The sequence below is a fragment of the Nocardia heshunensis genome (assembly GCF_054782115.1).
The window spans coordinates 784368-800297 of the sequence record NZ_BAAGTC010000004.1 but is presented as its reverse complement, the minus strand read 5'-3'; the positions used below and the strand labels follow the sequence as shown (position 1 = coordinate 800297).

15 protein-coding genes are annotated in these 15930 nt (G+C 69.5%); 1 reads left to right on the top strand and 14 read right to left on the bottom strand.

What is annotated here, in order from left to right:
* Window positions 1–430 precede the first annotated feature (430 nt).
* Window positions 431–1708, top strand: coding sequence for an ROK family protein (locus tag ACYVN4_RS16310; protein WP_460721850.1), 1278 nt, complete (start codon window positions 431–433; stop codon window positions 1706–1708).
* Between the two features lie 196 nt (window positions 1709–1904).
* Here the strand turns inward: ACYVN4_RS16310 and ACYVN4_RS16305 are convergent, their stop codons facing one another.
* The 14 genes from ACYVN4_RS16305 to ACYVN4_RS16240 all read right to left on the bottom strand — a co-directional run bounded on the left by ACYVN4_RS16305 (window position 1905) and on the right by ACYVN4_RS16240 (window position 15918).
* On the bottom strand, window positions 1905–3041 hold the full coding sequence (locus ACYVN4_RS16305; RefSeq protein ID WP_460721848.1) for an LLM class flavin-dependent oxidoreductase: 1137 nt from the start codon (window positions 3039–3041) through the stop codon (window positions 1905–1907).
* Window positions 3038–3841 (bottom strand): DUF1684 domain-containing protein, encoded by an 804-nt coding sequence (locus ACYVN4_RS16300; protein ID WP_460721846.1) that lies wholly within the window; start codon window positions 3839–3841, stop codon window positions 3038–3040. Before ACYVN4_RS16300 ends, ACYVN4_RS16305 begins: the two co-directional genes overlap by 4 nt.
* Entirely contained in the window at window positions 3838–5202 is a 1365-nt protein-coding gene (locus ACYVN4_RS16295; RefSeq protein ID WP_460721844.1) for an NtaA/DmoA family FMN-dependent monooxygenase, read from the bottom strand. The genes ACYVN4_RS16300 and ACYVN4_RS16295 overlap by 4 nt, the downstream gene beginning before the upstream one ends.
* 9 nt (window positions 5203–5211) lie before the next feature.
* Window positions 5212–6288: an LLM class flavin-dependent oxidoreductase gene (locus tag ACYVN4_RS16290; RefSeq protein ID WP_460721842.1), complete on the bottom strand. Its 1077-nt coding sequence runs from the start codon at window positions 6286–6288 to the stop codon at window positions 5212–5214.
* A complete protein-coding gene (locus ACYVN4_RS16285; protein ID WP_460721840.1) occupies window positions 6288–7919 on the bottom strand; it encodes an ABC transporter ATP-binding protein in 1632 nt (543 codons plus the stop codon). The genes ACYVN4_RS16290 and ACYVN4_RS16285 overlap by 1 nt, the downstream gene beginning before the upstream one ends.
* Window positions 7916–8800, bottom strand: coding sequence for an ABC transporter permease (locus tag ACYVN4_RS16280; RefSeq protein WP_460721838.1), 885 nt, complete (start codon window positions 8798–8800; stop codon window positions 7916–7918). The genes ACYVN4_RS16285 and ACYVN4_RS16280 overlap by 4 nt, the downstream gene beginning before the upstream one ends.
* The gene (locus ACYVN4_RS16275; RefSeq protein ID WP_460721836.1) at window positions 8793–8954 is read right to left on the bottom strand and encodes a hypothetical protein; all 162 of its coding nucleotides are present in this window, start codon (window positions 8952–8954) and stop codon (window positions 8793–8795) included. Before ACYVN4_RS16275 ends, ACYVN4_RS16280 begins: the two co-directional genes overlap by 8 nt.
* Entirely contained in the window at window positions 8947–9906 is a 960-nt protein-coding gene (locus ACYVN4_RS16270) for an ABC transporter permease (RefSeq protein ID WP_460721834.1), read from the bottom strand. Before ACYVN4_RS16270 ends, ACYVN4_RS16275 begins: the two co-directional genes overlap by 8 nt.
* Window positions 9907–9910: 4 nt before the next feature.
* Window positions 9911–11521 (bottom strand): ABC transporter substrate-binding protein, encoded by a 1611-nt coding sequence (locus tag ACYVN4_RS16265; RefSeq protein ID WP_460721832.1) that lies wholly within the window; start codon window positions 11519–11521, stop codon window positions 9911–9913.
* Entirely contained in the window at window positions 11518–12588 is a 1071-nt protein-coding gene (locus tag ACYVN4_RS16260; RefSeq protein ID WP_460721830.1) for an LLM class flavin-dependent oxidoreductase, read from the bottom strand. The genes ACYVN4_RS16265 and ACYVN4_RS16260 overlap by 4 nt, the downstream gene beginning before the upstream one ends.
* A gap of 10 nt (window positions 12589–12598) precedes the next feature.
* The gene (locus tag ACYVN4_RS16255) at window positions 12599–13576 is read right to left on the bottom strand and encodes a transporter substrate-binding domain-containing protein (RefSeq protein WP_460721828.1); all 978 of its coding nucleotides are present in this window, start codon (window positions 13574–13576) and stop codon (window positions 12599–12601) included.
* Between the two features lie 30 nt (window positions 13577–13606).
* Window positions 13607–14371: an amino acid ABC transporter ATP-binding protein gene (locus ACYVN4_RS16250; RefSeq protein ID WP_460721826.1), complete on the bottom strand. Its 765-nt coding sequence runs from the start codon at window positions 14369–14371 to the stop codon at window positions 13607–13609.
* Entirely contained in the window at window positions 14368–15264 is an 897-nt protein-coding gene (locus ACYVN4_RS16245) for an amino acid ABC transporter permease (protein ID WP_460721824.1), read from the bottom strand. The genes ACYVN4_RS16250 and ACYVN4_RS16245 overlap by 4 nt, the downstream gene beginning before the upstream one ends.
* A 105-nt stretch (window positions 15265–15369) precedes the next feature.
* Complete coding sequence (locus tag ACYVN4_RS16240; RefSeq protein ID WP_460721822.1) at window positions 15370–15918, bottom strand: flavin reductase family protein; 549 nt, start codon at window positions 15916–15918, stop codon at window positions 15370–15372.
* Window positions 15919–15930: the final 12 nt, after the last annotated feature.

Here is a 15930-nt window from a genome sequence, read left to right as displayed (position 1 = left end):
GACGTGGCGTGCGCCACTCTTCGCGGGTTTCCGCCATCACCCCGATGATGGCGTGAAATATCAACAGACGCAAAAGATTCGGCGGTTTCGAAGGTTGCCCGAAGGGTTTGAGGCAGGAGCCTCGAACGGTGCCCGGGTTGCCGGGGCGAGCGCGCACGCCTTCCGTTCGACGTGATCGCAATGATACTTTGATCCCATGTCTGCCAGTCGCCCTCTCTCCGCGCCGCGGGTCACCTATGTGACCGTCGCGCTGGGCGTTCGGCTGCCGCGGCAACGGGAACTGTGTTGTTCCTGCCGCACCGCAGCCGAGTTCTGAGCCCGATTCCCCAGGCGTGATCCGCCTCCTCGAATACGGGTTCCTCGCTGCACAGCCCTCATGTAGGCATACGTCCCCCTGAAGCCAGGCGGGACCGCAGCAAGGATTCCAAAAGTGTCCAGTCCCATCCTTGAACGTCCCCACGGCACCGCTACCGCCGCCACCGCGCGGCTGGCTCCGGCCCGTCCCGCGGTCCCGCCGGAGCTGCGCATCACCGACAACCCGGCGGCCGCGGTCCTGCGCGCCGCCACCCGTGGACCGATCTTCCGCGATATCGCCGCGCAGACCACGGGTTTGAGCATCGCCACCGTGAATCGCCAAGTGTCCGCGCTGCTTTCGGCCGGACTGCTGCGCGAGCGCGCCGACCTCACCGCCTCCGGCGCGGTGGGCCGCCCGCGCGTCCCGTTCGAGGTCGATACCGACACGTACGTGACGCTGGGTGTGCACATCGGCTTCACCGTCACCCGCATCGTGGCCGCGGACCTGTCCGGCCGCATTCTCGGCGGCCTCGAAATCGCCACGCCCCAAACGGGTCAGGACGCGGCGCTGACCATAGTGGCCCGCAGTGCCAAGGCCTTCCTCGACCGTTTGCCGCGGCGGCGGCCGCTGTGGACCGGCGTGGCGCTGGCCGGCCGGGTGGATCCGGCCGCGGGCGTGGTCGATCATCCGCGCCTGGGCTGGACGGCCGCACCGGTGGCCGCGGTGTTCAGCAGCGTGCTGGATCTGCCGGTCTCGGTCTCCGCGCACGTGGAGGCGATGGCCGCGGCCGAGCTGCTGCTGGCCCCGCGCGAGCCGGGCGAGGAGGCCCGGCCGGGCAGCAGCCTGCTGGTCTACGCGCGGGAAACCGCCGGTGTGGCAGTGACTCTGCACGATCGGGTGCACACGCCCGCCAATGGCCCGGGTTCGATCGCGCATCTGCCGACCGGCTCGGACGTGGATTGCACCTGCGGCCGGCGCGGTTGCTTGGAGGCCACCATCGGTGAGCGCGCCCTGCTGGAGCGCGCGGTGCGCAAGGGCGTGCTGCCCAAGCCGGAGGCCCCGCGCCGTCCGGCCATCACCGATCTGTACCGGGCCGCCGACACCGGGAACACCGCCGCGCGTGAGCTGCTCATCGAGCGGGCCGAAATCCTCGGTCGCACCGCGGCTCTGGTGCGCGACATGTTCAATCCCGACCGGGTGGTGCTGGGCGGTCAGGCGTTCACCGGCTGGCGACCCGGCATGGAGCGGGTGGCCAAGTCGTTCGCGGAGTCGACCACGCTGCCCGCCGCCGATCTGCGGATCAGCCGTTTCGGTGGCCGGGTGCAGGAATTCGCGGCGGCGGTGACCTCGGTGAGCGTGTTCTACGCCGATCCGCTGTCGGCGATGCGCCGCGCCACCCGCACCACGCGCTAGCGCGAAACCGCGAAATCCCCGCCGGGACTTGCCCGGCGGGGATTTCTCTTACCTGTCGGATCGGGTTGGTTGTGGGGTCGAGCCGGGCGGTCCACGGCCCGGCCCGACCCCGATCCCGCACCGGCGCGAGGCCCTGCGCGCGGTGCGGGGTGCCGCCGCCTGTCCCGGAGTCCCCTTCCTGGCAGGCGGCGGGGTCTCAGGCGGCGCGCACCTGCGGGGTCAGCCCCCATTCGCGCGCCAACAGTTCGTGCGAGCGCAATCGGTCGGCGTGCTCGAAAGCCACACTGGTGACCACGATCTCGTCCGCCCCGGTGAGCTTGCGCAGCGCCTGCAGGCGAGCGGCCACGGTGTCCGGCGCGCCGACGAACTGGGTGGTGACCCGGTCGTCGACCAGGCGGCGCTGCTGATCCGAGAGCGGCGGCGCGGCCTCGGGATCCAGGTACTCGGCGGCGCCCGCACCGCTTCGGATGCTGTAGACCCAGTGGCCGTAGCTGGACGCCAATCGCTGTGCGGCGGCATCGGTTTCGTCCACCACCACATCGGCGGACACCACCAGATATGGGCGCGGGAAACGCGCCGAGGGGCGGAAGGCCGCGCGATACGCCTCCACCGTCTCCACGATGGTCCCCGGCGAGACGTGGTAGTTCGCCGCGAAGGGCAGGCTCAATCGTCCTGCCAGCTGTGCGCTTTCGCCGCCGCTGCTGCCGAACAGCCAGGGCTGGATGTCCGCGCCCTCGCCGGGGGTCGCGTGCAGGTCGACGCCGTCGGGGGTGACGTAGGTGCCGTCCAGCAGCGCGAGAATGTCCTCGACCTGGTCGGTGTAGGGCAGCGGTTGCGCGCCGGGCAGGTGCAGTGCGCCCAAAGCCGCCTTCACCCTGGAGAAGTCGAGCAGCTGGCCGGGGAAGAACGGCGGTGGCAGCACCACGCCATCGCGGACCTCGGTGGGGCGATCCGAGGCGGGCACCGGCGGCACGCCCGCCGAACGCACCTGGTCACCGCGATGCCCGGAGCGGCCCAGCCCCAGGTCCAGGCGACCCGGGTACAGGGCATCGATGGTGCCGAACGCCTCCACCACCGAGATCGAGGTGTGGTGGCCGAGTTGCACGGCCGCCGATCCGACGCGAATGGATTCCGTTGCGGCGGCAATCAATCCGATGAGGGTCGTCGGCGCGGCGCTGGCGACCTTGACGAAGTGATGCTCGGCGACCCAGAACCGTTGATAGCCCAGGCGTTCCACGTGCCGGGCCAGGTCGACGCTGTTGCGAATCGCCTGTTGCGGGGTGGATCCCTCGCTGATGGGTGCCAGATCCAGGACCGAGAGTGGGATGGTCATGCGGCGTGCTCCTTTCGCGGATCCTGTTCGCCCGCTTCGACGGCGAGCGGCAATCGGTTCTCGGCCGGTGCGAGGGGGCAGGTGGCGTAATCGGTGAACGCGCAGGGCAGATTGACCGCGCGATTGAAGTCGAGGGTCAGGGTGCCGTCGGCGGCGGGCCGGGTCAGATCGAGCCGCCGCGCCCCGCCGTAGGTGGTGACACCGCTGGTCGCGTCGGTGAACAGCACGTGCAGGCCGAGCGCCTGGTTGCCGAAGACGACGAAGGTGCGCTGCTCGCCGCCGAGCTCGAAAGTGACCGTGCCGGTGGCGGTGTGGTGGTGTTCGAGACCGGCCACCACCGCGCCGGTGGTCACGACGCGCGCCACCTCGAACGGCTGGAAGGAACCGGTCACGACCCACGTCGGATCGGGCCGGTAGGACGGAATCTCGGTGAAGGCGGCCAGGGTCGGCGACTCCGGATCGTGCACGCGCAGGGCGAACAGGCCGCTGCGTCGGATCACCTCGATGACGCGCTCGCCGGTGCGCACCTCCAGGCCGGGCGCACCCTCGCCCGGGGTGAGCACCACGGAGCCCGACAGCCCCGAACCGTCGAGCGACAGCTCACCCGGTTCGACGGTGACGTGGACGTGCTCGCCCTCGGCGCGCCAGCGGCCGGGCAGTCCCTCGACGATCTCGTCCTTGTCGTCGAGCCAGTGCAGCGCGGTCAGGCTCAGCCAGCCCAGCGGTTGCCGCGCCCAGGCGGCGCGTTCGGCGCGGAAGGTGGACCACTGCTGGTCGAATTCGGTGGCGGTAGCGGTCATGAGGCGCGTACTCCTTCGGTGCCGTGGTGTGGATGGCGCAACCCGAGGTGGTGCCGCAGGGTCGGGCCGGTGTACTCGGTGCGGAAGCTGCCCAGGGACTGCAGTTCCGGGACGACCTTGTCGACGAACTCGTCGAGTCCGGTCGGGGTCAGGTAGGGGACCAGCACGAAGCCGTCGGCGGCATCGGACTGGACGTAGCGGTCGAGCTCCGCGGCCACCTCGCGCGGCGTGCCCACGAACTGCTGGCGGGCGGTGGTGGCGATGATGAGCGCGCGGATCGACAGGTTCTCGGCCGCGGCGCGGGCCCGCCAGGCGTCCGCGATGGCCCGGGGGTCCTTGGCGTGGCGGACCCGCCCGCGCGTGATGTTCACGTCTTCGGCCGGGTCGATGTCGGGCAGCGGGCCGTCCGGGTCATAGGCGGAAAGGTCTTGGCCCCAGACCTGTTCGAGGAAGGCGATGGCGGTCTGCGGGGTCACCTGCTGACGGCGCAGGTGGTGCGCTCGTTCGTGGGCGTCGGCCGTGGTGTCGCCGAGCACGAATCCGGCGGCGGGCAGGATCTTCAGGTCATCGCGGCCGCGACCGTACTTGGCCAGGCGGCCCTTCACATCCCGGTAGAACCGCTGCCCATCCTCGAGTTCGCCGTGCGCGCTGAAGATGACATCGGCGGTGGCGGCGGCGAATTCGCGGCCTTCGTCGGAGTCACCGGCCTGGATCTGCACCGGATAGCCCTGCGGACTGCGCGGCAGCACGAACTGCCCGTCGATCTCGAACTGCTCGCTGGAGAAGTGCACGGTCGGGACAGGCGGCGCGAAAACCCCGCGCTCCCGGTCGATCACGAGCTCACCGTCGGGACGGCTGTCCCACAGGGCCCGGGTGGCGTCCACGACCTCGCGAGCCCGGGTGTAGCGCTTGGCGTGCTCCAGATAGCCGCCGCGCCGGAAGTTCTCGCCGGTGAACGCGTCCGAGGAGGTGACCGCGTTCCAGGCGGCACGACCACCCGAGAGGTGATCCAGCGTCGCGAATTGCTTTGCCAGCTCGAACGGTTCGTTGAAGGTGGTGTTGATGGTGCCCGCGAGACCGAGATGGGTGGTGACGCCCGCAAGCGCATTGAGCACCGTGAAGGTGTCCGGGCGGCCGACCACGTCCAGGTCGTGGATGCGGTCGCGGTGCTCACGCAGCCGCAGGCCCTCGGCCAGGAAGAAGAAGTCGAACAGTCCGCGCTCGGCGGTGCGCGCCAGGTGCACGAAGGAGTCGAAGTCGATCTGACTGCCCGAGGCGGGATCGGTCCACACGGTGTGGTGGTTGACGCCCGGGAAGTGGGCGGCCAGGTGAATCTGCTTGCGCAGGCGCGGATCCGGCATGGTGGCTCCTCAGGCGGTCGCGTAGCGGGAGGCGGGGCGCGCCAGGCCCAGTCGTCCGCGCAGGGTCGGGGTGAGGGCGGGCAGGTGCGGCAGTGCGGCGGGCAGGGCGAGTGGCCGCAGCACCACGCCGTCGGCGGCACAGTCGGTTTCGATGCGATGCAGGATGTGGCGGAGTTCGGCGGTGGTGCCGATGTGGAACACCGTCGGCGGGGCCGGGGTGGCGATCCAGTCCTCCAGTTGCGCCACCTCGGCGGCGGCCGCGTCGACCGACGCCGCGAGATGAATGTCGAGATCCAGCAGCACCCGGACCAGGTTCGGGTCGCGACCGGCGGCGGCGATCGCGGCCCGCAGTTCGGTGCGGGTGGCGGCGGCGGTCGCGAGATCCGGTGCGGCAATCCGGATCAGATCGGCGCGATGTACGGCGAGGCGGATGCTGTGCGGGTCGGCGGCGCGCACGGTGACCAGTGGTTGGCCCTGCGGCGGGCGCGGGGTGATGGACGGGCCCTTCACCGCGAAGTGCTCGCCGGTGAAGTCGATGTAGTGCAGTTTCTCGCGGTCGATGAAGCGGCCGGTGGGTTCGTCGCGGATCTCGGCGTCGTCCTCCCAGCTGTCCCACAGCCGGGTGACCACCTCGACGGCCTCGTCCGCCTCCTGCCAGCGGGAGCGCTCGTCCTGCTCCGGCTTGCGCCCGAACAGCGCGGCCTCGCCCGCCGACACGGTGACCTCCCAGCCCGCCCGGCCCTTGGTCGCGAAGTCCAGGCTCGCAATGGCTTTGGAGAGATGGAAGGGCTCGGTGTGGGTGACCGACGCCTGCGGGACCAGGCCGATGCGGCGGGTCGCCGCGGCGGCGCGGGCGGCCACGGCCACCGCGTCCAGGCGGCCCGGCACGCCGCCCGTCGGCAGGGTGAAGGCATCCGGCAGGAAGGCGAGATCGAGGCCCGCGTCCTCGGCGGCCCGCAAGGCGTCCACCCAATACGAGGCGCCGAACACGTCCTCGGCGCGGGAGTCGGCCCGCCGCCAGGAGGCGGGGTGCACGCCGGTCCCGGACAGTTCCAGGCCCAGCAGCAGCGGTGACGGTTGCGGCATCAGGCTGTCCTTTCGAGCGGGGTGGGGACCTCGGGCACGGCGACCCGGGGCACGGCCGCGAGCAACTCGCGGGTGTAGTCATTGGCCGGATTGTCGAAAAGCTGTGCCGTGGCGGCTGTTTCGACGACCACGCCTTGGCGCATGACGGCGACGCGATCGGCCAGGCGGCGGACCACGGCCAGGTCATGGGAGATGAACAGGTAGGCCAGATCCAGTTCCGCCTGCAGGTGTTCGAGCAGGTCCAGGATCTGCGCCTGCACCGAGACATCCAGGGCGGACACCGGTTCGTCCAGGACCAGCAGGTCCGGACGCAGGGCCAGGGCGCGGGCGATGGCGACCCGCTGACGCTGGCCGCCGGACAGTTCGGCGGGACGCCGATCCAGGTAGGTGGCGGGCAGGGCGACCTGGTCGAGGAGCTCCGCGACCGTCTCGCGGCGGGAGTGCCGATCACCGATTCCGAACGCCTGCAAGGGTTCCGCCACGATCTTGCCGATCGTGAGCTTGGGATTCAGCGAGACGTACGGGTTCTGGTAGACGACCTGGATGCGGCGGCGTAGGGCGCGCAGCCCGGACCCACGCAGGGCGGTGATGTCCTGACCGTCGAAAGTGACTGTGCCCGAATCGGCCTCGGCGAGCCGGGCGATGATGCGGGCGGTGGTCGACTTGCCCGAGCCGGATTCGCCGACCACGGCCAGGGTTTCGCCGCGGCGCACCTCCAGGGAGACGTCGTCGACGGCGGTGAGGGTGAAATCCCTGGTGATACGGAAGGATTTACGCAGGCCGGTCGCCGTCAACAGTGGTGGCGACGGCTCCCGGACCGGGCGCGGCGGCGGTGTGCCGGTCGGTTCGAGGCTCGGTGCGGCAGCGATCAGGCGTTTCGTGTATTCGTGCTGCGGATTGCCGAGCACCTCGGCGGCGGTGCCGGTTTCGACGATCAGGCCCGCCTGCATCACGGCGATGCGATCCGCGCGCTCGGCGGCCACCGCCAGATCGTGGGTGATCAGTAGTACCGCCGCCCCCGTCTCCTCGGTGCGCCGCGCCAGATGGTCGAGGATGCGGCGCTGCACGGTGACATCCAGTGCGCTGGTCGGCTCGTCCGCGATCACCAACTCCGGCCCGCAGGCCAATGCGATCCCGATCAGCACCCGCTGGCGCTGACCACCGGACAGATCCTGTGGATACTGCCGCGCCCGCAGTTCCGGCCGATCCAGCCCGGCCTCCTCCAGAATCCGCACCGCCTCCAGCCGGGCGGTGCGGCGATCCGCCCGGCCGTGGATGCGCAGCACCTCCCCGACCTGTTCGCCGATGCGCAGCACCGGATTCAGCGAGGTGCCCGGATCCTGCGGCACCAGCCCGATATGCGCGCCCCGAATGCGGCGCAGCACCCGCTCCGGGGCACGCTCGATGCGCTCCCCGGCGAAGGTGATCTCGCCCCCGGTGATGTGACCGCCGTTCAGCAGCCCGATCACCGCGTGCGCGAGAGTGGACTTCCCGGAACCGGATTCGCCGACCAGGGCGACCGTCTCCCCGGGCCGCACCTCGAGCGACACCCCGCGCACGGCGGCCGTGGTCCCGGTGCTGCCCCGATAGTCGACCTGCAGCCCCTCAATACTCAGCAGGCGATCGGTCATCGCGCACCGTCCTTCTGAAGTGCGCGCGCAATGCGCTGGGTGGACAACACCAGGGCGACGATGACCAGGCCCGGCAGCGTGGTCATCCACCAAGCGGTCGCCAGGAACCCGCGCCCGTCGGAAACGAGCGAGCCCCACTCCGGGGTCGGCGGCACCGCCCCGTAGCCGAGGAAACTCAGCGAAGCCACGAACAGCACCGCGACGCCGAAATCGACCGCCGCCAGCGCCGCCACCGGGCCGTAGGCATTGCGCAGCACATGCCGGAACAGCACCGTGTGCCACCACACGCCGGAGGCGAAGGCCGCCTCCACGTACGGTGCGCGCCGCACCCGAAGCACCTCGCCGCGCATGACCCGCGCGAACCGGGCGATCAGCGAAACACCCACGGCTATCGCCACATTGCGGGTGCCCAGACCCAGCACGGTGATCATGGCGAGCGCCACCAGCAGATCCGGGATGGAAAGCAGGACGTCGACCACCCGCATCAGCGCGGAGTCCAGCTTGCCGCCCGCGGCACCCGATACCAGGCCGACCAGCGAGCCCACGACCAGACCCAACGCGACGGCGAACACCGTGGCGCTCACCGAAAGCCCCGTGCCGTGCACCACCCGCGTGTACAGATCGCGCCCGAGATTGTCGGTCCCGAACCAATGCTCGGCGCTCGGCCCACGCAACTTCTGGGCCGGGATACCACGCAGCGGATCACCACTCGCGAAGATCGAAGGCACCAGTGCCCACGCCAACACCAGCGCGACGACAACGCCGGCGACGGTCAGCCCGAGGTGGCGGCGAACCCATACTCCGGCTGCCGCCGCGCGCTCGCCGACCGCCGCACCGGGCGCGGGCAGCGTCGGGGCGTCGGCCACCAGCGGCTCAGGCATCGAACGCCTCCTCGTCCTCGACCCAGTAGGCGATGCCCGGGTCCAGGAGCGGGTGGGTGAAGGTGATGACGCGGAGCTGGGAGCGCGGGCCCGATGGGACGCGCAGGCGCTCGCGCAGGTTGCGGATCAGATGGCTGGTCGGGCGGTCAGGCATGAGCGCGCTCCTTCGGTGCGTTGCGCTGCACCACACGGGGATCCAGGAGTGGATAGGCGAGGTCGATGAGCAGGTTGACGGTGACGAACGCGAGCGCGGCGAACACGACGATGCCCTGCACCACCGGGATGTCCTCGTGCAGCACCGATTCCTGAGTCAGTCGGCCCAGACCGGGGCGGGAGAACACGGTTTCGGTCACCACCGAGCCCGCCAGCACCTGACCGACCCAAAGACCAGCCACCGTCAATGCCGGCGTGGCGGCAGGCCGCAGTACGTGGCGCAACTGCACCCACCAGCGCGAGGCACCCTTCGCGAAGGCGACCTCCACGAACGGCTGCCGCCAGGTGCCGACCAGGCTCGCGTAGAGCACCTGGGCGATCACGGCGCCGACCGGAAGCGCAAGGGTGACGGCGGGCAGGATGGTGCCGCCGAATCCGGTACCGCCGAACGCGGGCACCAGCCGCAGCCGGAACGAGAACAGTTGCAGCAGCAGTAATCCCACCCAGAACGCGGGCAACGACGCACCGATCGGCGGCAAGGCCGTGAGCAGACCGCGCAGCCACGGCCGCCGGGTGTAGGCGGCGGCGAGCGCGAGTGCGGTGCCGCCCGTGATCGCCAGCAGCAGGCCGAATCCGGCCAGCGCCAGGGTCGAGGGCAATGCGTCGGCCAGCGCACCGGTGACGGTCTGGCCGCTGAAGATCGAGTGCCCTAGATCGCCGCGCAACGCGTGGGTGAGCGCCGTCCAATACTGTTCCCACAGCGGCTGATCCAGGCCGTATCTGGCCCGCATTTCCGCCACCGCCGCGGCGTCGACCGGGGTTCCGGCGACGGCGTTGACGGCCATGTCCACGGGATCGCCCGGCAGCAGGTAGAGCACGACGAACGACAGCGTGAACGCCGCCCACAGCACGCCTATCGCCTGGAGCACCCGTCCGATCACGTAGCGGCCCATGGGATTACCGCCTCAGCCAGGTGTCGTGGAACTGCAGGCGGGCGGAGGCCTCGAACTTGACGCCCGCGGTGTTCTTGCCGACGCCGATGGCCTGGGAGAGTTCGATGGTGGGGATCCACAGGCCCTGGTCGAGGACGGCCGACTGGGCGTCGCCGATGATCTTGGCGCGGGCCGCCGGGTCGGTGGCCGAGAGCTGTTGGGACAGCAGGGTGTCCAGGGGTTCGGCGGGGGCGCGGCTGTTGAGGTTGCGCTGGTCGACGGCGAAGGTGGTGCGCAGGATGTCGCCGTCGGCGCGGGTGGAGTTGTAGTAGTCGAAGTCGAAGTCCTTGTTGTTCTGGCGCACATTGGATTCCGCCACCGACAGCGGCTCCAGGCGCAGGTCGAAGCCGACGGCTCGGAGCTGCTGCTGGGTCAGTTCGAGAATGGCCTGGTTGCCCGCGAAGACCGGCGCGAAGATGACGCTCGCGGACAGTCGCTGACCGTCCTTGACGCGGATGCCGTCCGCGCCCGGCGTCCAGCCCGCCTGGTCTAGCAGCTTCTTGGCGGTGTCCGGGTCGTACTTGACGCGCGACGAAAGATCCACGTAGCCCGGCGTTTTCGAGGCCAGGACGCTGGTCGCCACCTGGAACTGCGGGCCCAGCACGGTGTCCACCAGTTCCTTGCGGTTGATGGCGGGCACCAGGGCCGTCCGCACCGCCGGATCGCGCAGCGGGCCACGGGTCACGTTGACCTGCAGGCCGAAGGGAACGCCTGGGTTGGCGGTGAACTGCACTCGGCCGCCGCCGGATTCGATCTGCGAGACATCCTGGGGCAGTGCGTCACTGATGGCGTCCAGCTGCCCGGAGGCGAGGCTGCCGGTGCGGACCCCGGACTCGGGGACCACGGTGAACACGATCTTGTCGAGATACGCCTCGCCCTGGCTGGCGAAAACCGCCGAGCCCCAGGCATATCCGGCCCGTTTGGCCAGCGTCGCGGAGGCGTTCTGCTTCCACTCGGTGTAGGTGAACGGCCCGCTGCCGATATTCGTGCCCAGGCAGCGGTCGTCGGCGGACTTCGCGACGGTGGCATCGGACTGGATACCGAGCTGCGGGGTCGAGGTCGCCTGCAGAAACTGCGAATTCGGGCCAGAGAAGTCGACGCGCACCGTGTGCGGATCCACCACCGTGCTGCCGGTGTATCCGGCCAGGTAGCTCGCACCGAGCGGTGCCTTCGCGCCGCCCAGCGCCACGATCGAGTCGAAATTCCTGCGCACCGAATCGGCGGTGAGCGGAGTGCCGTCGCTGAAGGTGATGCCGTCCTTCAGATGGAAGGTGAAGGACTTCGCGTCCGGCGCGACCGTCCAGCTGTCGGCCAGCCACGGCTTCAGCTCACCGGTCACCGGATCCTGATCGACCAGCGAGTCCACGATCTGCCGGGTCACGTAGATCGTCTGATTGGTGGCCGACTGCGCCGGATCCGAGCAGGTCGCCGCGAGCGACAGGCCGTAACGCAGGGTGCCGCCGGGCTGCGGTGGACCGGACGGCTCACCGCTGCCGCCACCGTCACCGCCGCTGCCACAGGCGGTGAGAGTGAACGCGGCGGCCACCGCACCGGTCAGTGCCACAGCACGTTTCATCGGACATCTCCGGTGGGGTAGCGATCGGCGCCCAGCGGGCGGCTCGGAATGCGGCGGCGCAGTTCAGGGGCCACCTCGGCCTGGAACAATTCGAGGCTGTCGTAGTGCTGCGCCTCGGTGCGGCCGTCGGCGTCGGCACTGAGGTGGATGACTTCGTGACCGAACCGCTCGTGGTAGCGGCTCACCTTGTCCAACACCTGCTGCGGGCTGCCGATCAGCGCCGAGGAGCGCGCGGCGAAATCCTCGACGCTCTCGAAGACGATGGGCACGTCGAACTTTCGCGCCACCGCCTGCCGCGCCTCGAAGACCGGGCGGTAGAGGTCCAGCGCCTCCTGCGAGGTGCGGGTCACCAGGAAGCCCGCCGTGCCCGCGCCTACCAGCGCCTCGGCCGGGTCATGGCCGTAGGCCGCCCAGCGCTCCCGGTAGTGGTCGATCAGTTCCGCGTACGGCTCGATCGGGTAGGTGACGTTCGCCGAGAACAGCGGATCCCCGTGCTGCGCCGCGTAATCCGCGGACTCGCGGCTGGTGGCGCTGCCGTGCCAGATGCGCAGCCGCGGCTGCAGCGGGCGGGGCAGCGCCTTGGCCTCGGTCAGCGCCGGACGGAAACGACCCGCCCAGGTGACGCTCTCGCTCTCCCACAGCTTGCGGAACAGCTCGTAGCCCTCGCGATTGCGATCCCACTGGTCATCGGTGGTGACGTGGAACAGCTTGGCCTGCGCCGCGCCGTTGCCCTTGCCGATGATCAGTTCCAGGCGGCCGTCGGAGAGATTGTCGAGCGTCGAGTAGTCCTCGAAGGCGCGCACCGGATCCAGCAGGCTCAACGTGGTGACACCGGTGAACAGGGCCAGCCGCGAAGTGACGGCGGCGAGGTGGCTCAGCACCACCGGCGGTGCGGCGGAGATGAAGGGATCCTCGTGCCGCTCCCCCACCGCGAAGCCGTCGTAGCCGAGATCCTCGGCCAGCCGGGCGGATTCGACCACCCGGCGCAGGCGCTGCCGGGGCGTCTCGGTGTCACCCGTCACCGGGTCCGGGGTGTGCGTGATCAGGGTCAGGAGCAGGAATTTCATGCGGGGACGCTCATCCCTTCTTCTTGGGCAGTCCGGGCGGGTTGATCCGCGACTGCTTGACGGCCTCGCCGCCGAGCCCCCAGCGGTCGAGCACCTTCTGGTAGCTGCCGTGGTCGATGGCGTACTGGATGGCCTGCTGCACCGGGCCGATCAGCCCGTTGTCCTTGCGGGTCAGCGCCGCGATCTCGGCCTGCAGGGCGTCACCCGCGCCCGACCAGGTGGTGAGGATCTTGGTGCCGGTCGTCGCCGAGTGGTACTGCGCCGACGGGTTCGGACCCACGAAGCCGTCGATCCGGCCCGAGGAGAGCGCCAGGTAGTAGTCCGAAGGCTGCTGGTAGTAGGCGAGTTCCAGCTTGGGCAGGCCCTCGGCCACGTTCTGCTCGTTCCAGCCGACCAACAACTGCTCCTGATTGGTGCCCGAGCCGACGCCGATCTTCTTGCCCGCCAGCGATTTCCGATCCTGGTAGGTCCAGGTCGAATCCTTCGGGACCTCGAGGGCGATATTGTCCAGGCGGTAGGTGGCGAAGTCGTACTTCTCCTTGCGCTCCTCGGTGACCGTCGCATTGCTGACGAACAGGTCCGCCTCACCGGAGTCGATCTTCACGAAGTTCTGCGCCCAGTCGCCGTTGCGGCGGTCCGCCTTCAGGCCGAGGATGTCGGCGATCAACACTCCGAAATCGATCTCCGACCCGACGACGGTGCGGTCGTCGGTGGCGTAGAAGCCGAGCGGCGGGGTCGCCCCGATGGTGCCGGTCACCACCAACGTGCCGCGATCGCGAATGGCCTGCGGCACCTGTGCCGCAATCGAATCCACCTTCTCCGCGTGCACCCGCCCGGCCTGCTCCGGCGACAGGTCGTAGGTCAGGCCGTTCACACTGCGGGTCTCGGTGGTACCGCCGTCGCCCTTGCCGCAGGCACCCACCAGCAGGCTCAACAGGGTGACGGCGATCAAGGCGCTGGTCCGTCTGCGACGGCTCGCCAGGGACATGGGCGGATTCCTTTTCTGCTGGGGACTACGTCAGAGGACGTGGGCGAGAAAGGCTTTGGTGCGCGGATGCGCGGGGTGGTCGAGGACCTGAGCGGGCGGACCCTGCTCGACAATGCGACCGGCATCCATCAGCACCACGGTGTCGGCGACCTCGCGGGCGAAACCGATCTCGTGGGTGACGATCACCAGCGTGGAACCGCCGCGCGCCAGATCCTTGATGACGTCGAGCACCTCGCCGACCAGCTCCGGATCCAGCGCGGAGGTCGGCTCGTCGAACAGCAGCACCTCCGGCCGCAGCGCCAGCGCCCGCGCGATGGCGACCCGCTGCTGCTGGCCGCCGGAGAGGCGGCTCGGATACTCATCGGCCTTGTCCGCCAGCCCGACTCGGGCCAGCAGATCCAGTGCCTCCGCGTTCACCGCCGCCTTGGAACGGCGCTGGGTCGCGACCGGCGCGAGCGCCACATTCTCCCGAACCGTCAGGTGCGGAAAGAGATTGAAGTTCTGGAACACGAAACCGATGCGGGCGCGCTGGCGCAGGATCTCGCGCTCGTGCAGTTCGTAGAGCTTGTCGCCCTTGCGGCGATAGCCGACCAGTTCCCCGCCGACGCGGACCGTGCCGCCGTCCACCTGCTCCAGGTGATTGATGGTGCGCAGCAGCGTCGACTTACCGGAGCCGGATGGGCCCAGAATGACCGTGACCTCGCCCGGCCGCACCGTCAGATCGATGCCGGACAGCACCTCGTTGCGGCCGAACGACTTTCGGATGCCGCGCAATTCGATCGCGAACTCGCTCACCGGCGATCACCGCCCCACCCGCCGTGGCCCTTGGCGTAGTGCCGCTCGATATAGAACTGGATGACGCTCAGCACGGTGGTGAGCAGGATGTACCAGACGGTCGCCACCATGAGCAGCGGCACCACCCGGCCATTGCGACCGTAGATCACCTGCACCTGGTAGAACAGTTCGGCGATGGCCATCACCGACACGATCGACGTGCCCTTGAACAGGCTGATCACCTCGTTGGCGGCATTCGGCAGAATCCCGCGCATGGCCTGCGGGGCCACGATGGTGAAGAACTGCCGCCGCCACGGCAGGCCCAGCGACCGGGCGGCCTCCCACTGGCCCTGATCCACCGAAATGATCCCGGCCCGAATGATTTCCGCCGAGTACGCCGCCTGGTGCAGTGCCAATCCGATGACGGCCGCGGTGAATCCGCTGATCACGCCATTGGTCTGGAAGCGCACCAGCTCGGGCCCGAACGGAATGCCCAGCGACAGCGTCTTGTACAGGTAGGCCAGGTTGAACCAGAACAGCAACTGCACGATCAGCGGGATCGAGCGGAACGCCCAGATGTAGGTCCATGAGATCGCCCGCAGCACCGGGCTTTTCGACAACCGGCCGATGGCCAGCCAGATGCCGAGGAAGAAGCCCAGCAGGGTGCCCCAGAAGGTCAGCTCCAGGGTCACCTTCAGCGCCGACAACACCGACGCCGCGGTGAAGTACTGCGCGAAGGTGCCCCAATCCCAGCCCGCATTGGTGATCAGGCCGTGCGCGAACTGCGCGACCAGCACCAGCGCGACCGCCGCCGTGGCCCAGCGCCACGGGTGGCGGGTGCGGACCACGGGCAGATCGCCGTCCTCGTGCTCGACCGCCGCCACCGACTGCGTGGATACCGCTACGGTGCTCATGAATGCGACGATACGAATTCGGCAGTGTGCTGTCGCCGGTCCGGATCAGTCTGAATTCAATTGTGTGACAGGTAATTTCCCGAATTCACGCGGGAATAAGGAAATTCAGACCGCGGCTTCGTCGATCTCCGGCGCACCGTCGTAGAGGGCGCGGAAACCACTGCGGTGAAACACCAGCGGCTCGGACTCCGGGCGCACGCTCACCCGATGCACCCGCAACAGCACCACCGCGTGATCGCCCGCCGGAACCTGCTCGTGCACCGAGGTTTCCAGCCAGGCGGTGGCGCCGCCCACGAACGCCGCATTGCCATTGCCGGTGTGCAGCTCCAGATTTCGGAACCGATCCCCGCGCCGCGAGCTCAGGCTCCGCGCCGCCGGCTGCTGCGCACTGCTGAGCAGGCTCAACCCCAGTCGACTGGCCTGCTCCAGCCGGGGCCAGGTCTCCGAGGAGTATTGAATGCACACCGAGACCAGCGGCGGATCCAGCGAGACCGGCACGAAGGTGCTGGCCACCAGGCCGTACGGGGTCCCGCCGATCCGCGCACACACCGCCACCACACCACTGGGGAAGTGCGCGAAGGCCCGGCGCAGATCGGTGCCGTCTACCGGTGAAAGCGCGGCAGCCGCGCCGTGAATCGAGGTCAGCTCGCCCATCACACCACTCCA